Below are 6,367 nucleotides of genomic sequence, written 5' to 3'. Positions count from 1 at the left end.
AAGCGCAGATAAAACCTGAAAGTCGCAAATAAATCATAAAAAGCGCAGATAAAATCTGAAAGTCGCAAATAAAATCATGAAAAGCGCAGATAAAACTTGAAAGTCGCAAATAAATCGTGAAAAGCGCCAATAAAAACACAAAATCCACCAATAGAATCTAACCCGCCATCAATTTCCCCGATTAAACTATGTAAAAGGAGATGATTTACTTGATTAAGCAAACCAAAAGTACACGTTATAAAGGCTTTCTTCCTAATTTTAAAATCGCTAATTTTATGGAGGGACGCATTATGCGCCGAGACGATTTACTTTATCCTCCAAACTTAATTGATACTTATATAAAAAAAGGCTTATTTATAGAGCATGAAGCAATCTTAGTTACGCGAAGCTTACTAAAAAATCACTATAGCTGTAATCGTTGCCTCAATACAGACCAAGCTAAATTTATTCATTATCAGTGCGCTAAATGTCAGCAGATTTGCACATATTGTCGTCACTGTATCACTATGGGACGTGTTGCGAGCTGTAGCCAACTATTAACATGGAATGGGCCATCATCACGTAGGCAAATAAAGCATCAACTCAACTGGACAAGCACGCTTACTGAGCTCCAAGTAAAGGCATCGCAAGAGTTAACAGACAGCATCATGCAAAAACGTTCACATCTTTTGCATGCAGTTTGCGGATCCGGAAAAACAGAGATTCTATTCCTACCCATTTATAAAGCGCTCCAGCAAAATTTGCGCGTTTGTATCGCAACACCTCGCACAGACGTTGTATTAGAATTAGCCCCACGTTTGCGAAAGGTACTACCAGCAACAACTATTCATGCATTATACGGCGGTGCCCCTGAGCAGCAAGGTTACCCACAGCTAGTGATTACAACAACACATCAGCTCTATCGTTTTAGCAATACTTTTGATGTCATGATTGTCGATGAAGCAGACGCCTTTCCTTATACATTTGATGTACCGCTACAAAAAGCTGTGGTAAAAGCAAAAAAATTAGATGCACCAATCGCTTTCGTTACGGCAACGCCATCACCACAACTCTTAAAGCAACGACAGGGGTATTCCTTTATCCCGAAGCGTTATCATAACTATCCATTACCTGTACCTCGATTTCAGCCGTTATGGCGCTATAAGCAGCAATTTAAAAAAGGAAAACTGCCAAAGCAGCTTCAACTATGGGTAGAACAATGTATTGCCAACCAGCAGCCATTTCTTATCTTTTTCCCAACAATTGAAATGCTTGAGCAAGCATTATCGCTTTTCTCACAAAATATTTTAAGTGTGCATGCAGAGGACCCGATGCGCAAGGAAAAAGTTCTGCAACTACGCCATGCCGAAATATCAGGGTTACTCACCACAACGATTTTAGAAAGAGGCATTACAATTGCTAATTTGCAAGTAGCAGTTGTGGGTACAGAAAGCGCGATTTTCACAGCAAGTGCACTTATTCAAATAGCGGGACGTGTTGGACGCAGTCAACAATGTCCAGTTGGTGACATTGTCTTTTTTCATCATGGAATTTCATTAGAAATGGATGGGGCTAAAGAAGAAATTGAACGATTAAATGAGGTGGCCTATGGACAAGGAAGTACAAAACTGTTTACTATGTGAACGAGCGTTACAGCATACAATTACTTGGAAAACATTATTTGAACGCAACTGGTCACCTGTCATTTGTGAAAGGTGTGAGGCGAAATTTGAGAAAGCACATTATGAAAAAGCTGGCGTAACAGCTATTTTTCTTTACAATGATGTGATGAAAAAAATCTTACGGCAATATAAATTTTCACAAGATATTGTCTTAGCAAAAATTTTTCGGCAGGCATTACATGAACGATTAAGTAATTGCCAAGAAACGATTGTGCCGATTCCAATGCATCCATTAAAAAAGAAGGAGCGTACATTTGCCCATATTGATGAATTGCTATGTGCGGCAGAAATCCAGTATGAACATATGCTAGAAAAGACAACGTTAGAAACACAGGTCGGAAAAAGCCAAAAGCAACGTCAGCAGGTAGCGCCACTTTTTATTTGCCATAAGAAGCTAAGCGCTAAACATTATATTGTAATAGATGATATTATCACAACAGGTACAACGATAGCACATGCGAGAAAGGCACTGCTTGATGCAGGGGCAGAAAGCGTAACAGCGGTCGTCTTAATAAAAGGATAACAAAAGAATACTAGTTTATTGTATAATAAAAGAAATTAAACGTGGGATTTAGGAGGAAAAATTATGGCGGAGATTAGAAATTGCCCAGAATGCAATGAGTTCTTTAATTACACAGGGTTGCGAGAAGTGTGCCATAAATGTGCACAAAAAGAAGAAGATTTGTATCAAGTCGTTTACCGTTTTTTACGCAAGCGTGAAAATCGCGCAGCAAATGTTGAACGAATTGAAGAAGCAACAGGTGTAAAAAAAGATTTGCTATTCAAATGGGTGCGTAAAGGTCGCTTGCATCCAGCGTTGTTCCCGAATTTAGGATATCCTTGCGATAATTGTGGTCATCTGACTACGACAGGCAAGCTCTGCGAGAAGTGTCAAAACGAATTAAAATCCGACTTGCGTACATTTGATGCGGCAACAGAATTCCGCGAAAATGTTGCACAACGCGATAAAGGTACGTATTTAGCAGATAGAAAAAAAAGATAGATAAATACAGACAAAATCGAAATTGATTTTGTCTGTATTTTTTACGTTAAATTTCACCCTGTATTCATAGGCTGTAAGCTGCCACTTCAAAACTTGAAGCGAAGTTTAAATGGAAACCAACATCCTGTAAAGAGCGATTGGTAAAGCTAACAGTCTATGGGGAGGAAGAACTCACCATGGACTGAAGTTTCATTTTATACCAAAAATCAACTAAACAATATTTAAACAATACCGAAATATAAAGTAGAAGAATTTTGAAAGGAGGATGACGTATGAAAATCAATCCTATTAATTTAAAAGCTATTAACTCATATAAGCCACAGTTACGACCTGTGAAACAAACAGATCAGGCAACATCTTTCGCGGATAAAATTGAAATTTCTTCCGCTGCGAAAGAAATGCAAGTAACTGCTGATTACAATACAGAGCGTGCGGTACGTGTACAGCAATTAAAAGCTGATATTCAGTCAGGTGAATATAAAGTGAATGCCCGACAAGTAGCAGAGGATATGCTGAAATATTACCGTTTCTAAAATTCGTACTAAAGGAGCGTACACCATATGTCAGTGCTATCTATACTTGAAAAATTAGAGCGCATGCATAAAAGCCTGTTGGAGCTTGCGCATAAAAAAACAGACATTATTAAAGCAAATGATATAGAGGCGCTAGACGAGTTAATTAAAACGGAGCAGGCGCATGTAGCAGCAATCAACACACTTGAGCAACAGCGTCAGTTGATGGTAACGGATTACCTTCGAGCAAAAGGAATTGCTTACACTGACACACCAACTGTAGCAGAGCTAATTGATGCTATTGATAGCGAAGAGGAAAAACAGCAACTAATCACGACGAGAGAACGTTTGCTTGCACTATTGACAGAGCTAAAAGCACGAAATGACTTAAATCAAAAGCTCGTCTATCAATCATTGCAAATTATTAACATACAATTGGAGCCATTCCGACCACAGCGTTCGGATTCGTTTAACTATTCAGGTGACGAAGTGCGCGGTCAATCAAATCAAAGCAAAGTAACATATTACGACTCACAAGCATAAAGCGCTTGTAATGAAAAAATTACAAGCGTTTTTGCTTGAACTGATAGGAGGAACATTATGCGTTCAACATTTATGGGGCTAGAAGCAAGTAAATCGGGACTATTCCTACAACAAACAGCTCTTTACACAACAGGGCACAATATTTCCAATGCCAATACGCTAGGCTACTCACGTCAACGTGTGAATATGCAGGCACTTCCAGGCTTCCCGTTCCCAGGATTAAATTCACCAAAGTTTCCTGGCCATTTAGGAACAGGAGCGGAAGCACACTCTATCCAACGTATACGCGACGAATTTACAAACAACAAATATCGTCAAGAAACAAATAAGCTAGGCTACTGGGAAGAGCAAACGAAGGCCATCTCCCAAATGGAAGATATTTTAGCTGAACCTTCAGAGTTTGGTATTAATAAAGCATTTGATAATTTTTGGCGTTCGATGGAAGATGTTGTAGCGGATCCAAAAGATTCTGCAGCTCGTCAAGTAATGATTGCAAAGGCTCGTGCACTTGCTGAGTCATTTAGCTATTCGGATAAACAATTAAAAACAATTCAAAGTAATATTGGTGCGGAAATTAATTCATCTGTTAATACAGTTAACTCATTATTAAAGCAAATCGCTGCTATAAATAGACAAATAATGGAAGTTGAACCGAGCGGCTATGTAACAAATGATTTATATGATGCACGTGATGTGCTATTGGATAAATTAAATGAGTATTTACCCGTAACGGTTGAACGAGTTCCTTCAGGAGGTAATGCAAGTCCAGTCGCGGAAGGAAGCTTGACAGTTACATACCGACCAGTAGGAAGTACTGAACCAATTATTTTAGTGCATGGTAGAGATGCTGCGGAAATTAGCGTAGTAAAAAATGGAGGAACTCCACTAAATGGAGATAATCCACTTGACCCGTTTGAATCAATGAGCATTGATTGGCCAGCAGATGCAATTACACAAGCTGACCCAGACAAATTATTATCTGGTGCTGTGTTACCAGACGGTACTACACCATATGGATACGAAACATTCGAAAAAGGTAAAGGTAAGCTATTATCGTTAATTAATTCATACGGATATACAGAGGGCGCTGATGTGAAAGGGCTATATCCAGAAAATTTAGCAAAGCTTGATCGATTAGTAGCAGAATTTGTTGATGCCTTTAATACAGCACATCAAGCAGGCTTTGACATGAACGGCAATAATGGTTTAGCTTTCTTTGAGGGTACGACAGCAGCAGATATTCGTGTACGAGACGGTATTCTTCCAGAAGAAGTGGCAGCTGCTGATATAGTGGGCGAACTAGGGAATAATAAAAATATTTTAGCGCTTGCAAAAATGCAAACAGAATCGTCAAGCGCTTTAGGTGGGACAACATTCCAAGGCTTCTTCAAATCGATGATTGGTGATTTAGGTGTTATTGGACAAGAGGCGATTCGTCAAGAATTTAACTCAGGCACATTACGTTTAACAATTGAAAATAAACGTGCATCAGAAAGCTCCGTATCACTTGACGAAGAAATGACAAATATGATTACGTTCCAGCAAGCCTACAATGCAAACGCACGTATGATTACTGTTGTTGATGAAACATTAGACAGAATTATTAACGGTATGGGACGTGTAGGTTTATAAGTCTACTAACTGGTTAAAAGGAGGAAAATATAAATGCGCGTTACACAATCAATGCTTTCAAGCAATATGCTTCGCAATTTAAATACAAGCTATGGCAAAATGGGCAAGTTACAAGAGCAGTTATACTCTGGTAAAAAAGTAAACCGTCCATCTGACGACCCTGTTGTTGCAATTAAAGGGATGTATTACCGCACAGAGCTTGATCGTACAGAGCAGTACAAAAGAAATATTGGTGAGGCGAATACTTGGTTAGATGCAACTGATGAAGCGTTAGGACAGGTTGGCGATATTCTCAATCGAGTGAAAGAGCTTGTTGTACAAGCTGCTAACGATACGAATACAGAAGATGACCGTAATAAAATGAAGCAAGAGATTGACCAAATTCGTAATCATTTAAAGGATTTAGCAAATACACAAATAGGCAATAAGTATATTTTCTCTGGTACACATACGGATATGCCTTTATATGAAAACGGTGTGGAAAACCCAGTATTAACAGGTGCGGCAGGGGTTGATAAAGAGATTGAAATTGATGTTTTTGAAGCAGTACGCATTAATATTAATACGCCTGGTCAGCAGTTATTCCAGAACATAGATAGTTTAATGGGTGATATTGCAGAGGCACTTGAAACAGGCTCCGTTAATAATAATGGTACGTATATCGGGGGCTTACTTGGAGATCTAGCATCTGGCTCAAATGGAACTCTAGCTAACGTACAAAATTCGGTTCTTGAAAAACGAGCAGACGTAGGCGCGCGTCAAAACCGAGTGGAGCTAATGGATCAGCGCTTAGATTTGCATAAAGTAACAACGACAAAGCAAATGTCAATGAATGAGGATACTGAATATGCAGGTACAATTACAGAACTTGTAACACAAGAATCCATCCACCAAGCCGCCCTATCAGTAGGCGCAAGAATTATTCAGCAAACTTTAGTAGATTTTATGAGATAAAATCTACTAAAGTTCTGCCCCGAAAGCGAAGCGACAGGGGCAAACCGCGTAAGCAAAAAGTT

General features: G+C 39.1%; 7 protein-coding genes. All 7 read left to right on the top strand.

Annotated elements, in window-relative coordinates; genetic code table 11:
- The first annotated feature begins 209 nt into the window (after positions 1-209).
- The 7 genes from C9J34_RS20870 (at position 210) to flgL (ending at position 6,305) form a co-directional block, all read left to right on the top strand.
- Positions 210-1,622: an ATP-dependent helicase ComFA gene (locus C9J34_RS20870; protein WP_238600744.1), complete on the top strand. Its 1,413-nt coding sequence runs from the start codon at positions 210-212 to the stop codon at positions 1,620-1,622.
- A complete protein-coding gene (locus C9J34_RS20865) occupies positions 1,588-2,184 on the top strand; it encodes a ComF family protein (protein ID WP_107842089.1) in 597 nt (198 codons plus the stop codon). The genes C9J34_RS20870 and C9J34_RS20865 overlap by 35 nt, the downstream gene beginning before the upstream one ends.
- Before the next feature lie 63 nt (positions 2,185-2,247).
- Entirely contained in the window at positions 2,248-2,664 is a 417-nt protein-coding gene (locus C9J34_RS20860) for a TIGR03826 family flagellar region protein (RefSeq protein WP_107842088.1), read from the top strand.
- A gap of 272 nt (positions 2,665-2,936) precedes the next feature.
- Positions 2,937-3,197, top strand: coding sequence for a flagellar biosynthesis anti-sigma factor FlgM (flgM, locus tag C9J34_RS20855; RefSeq protein WP_107842087.1), 261 nt, complete (start codon positions 2,937-2,939; stop codon positions 3,195-3,197).
- A 27-nt stretch (positions 3,198-3,224) separates the two neighbouring features.
- Entirely contained in the window at positions 3,225-3,719 is a 495-nt protein-coding gene (locus tag C9J34_RS20850) for a flagellar protein FlgN (protein ID WP_107842086.1), read from the top strand.
- A gap of 57 nt (positions 3,720-3,776) precedes the next feature.
- On the top strand, positions 3,777-5,351 hold the full coding sequence (flgK, locus tag C9J34_RS20845; protein ID WP_107842085.1) for a flagellar hook-associated protein FlgK: 1,575 nt from the start codon (positions 3,777-3,779) through the stop codon (positions 5,349-5,351).
- A 33-nt stretch (positions 5,352-5,384) separates the two neighbouring features.
- On the top strand, positions 5,385-6,305 hold the full coding sequence (gene flgL / locus C9J34_RS20840; RefSeq protein WP_107842084.1) for a flagellar hook-associated protein FlgL: 921 nt from the start codon (positions 5,385-5,387) through the stop codon (positions 6,303-6,305).
- Positions 6,306-6,367: the final 62 nt, after the last annotated feature.

Origin of the sequence: Metasolibacillus meyeri (assembly GCF_003049505.1) — a bacterium.
Lineage (GTDB): Bacteria > Bacillota > Bacilli > Bacillales_A > Planococcaceae > Metasolibacillus > Metasolibacillus meyeri.
Note: the sequence above shows the minus strand (reverse complement) of the source record. Positions and strands in the feature narration are given on the sequence as shown.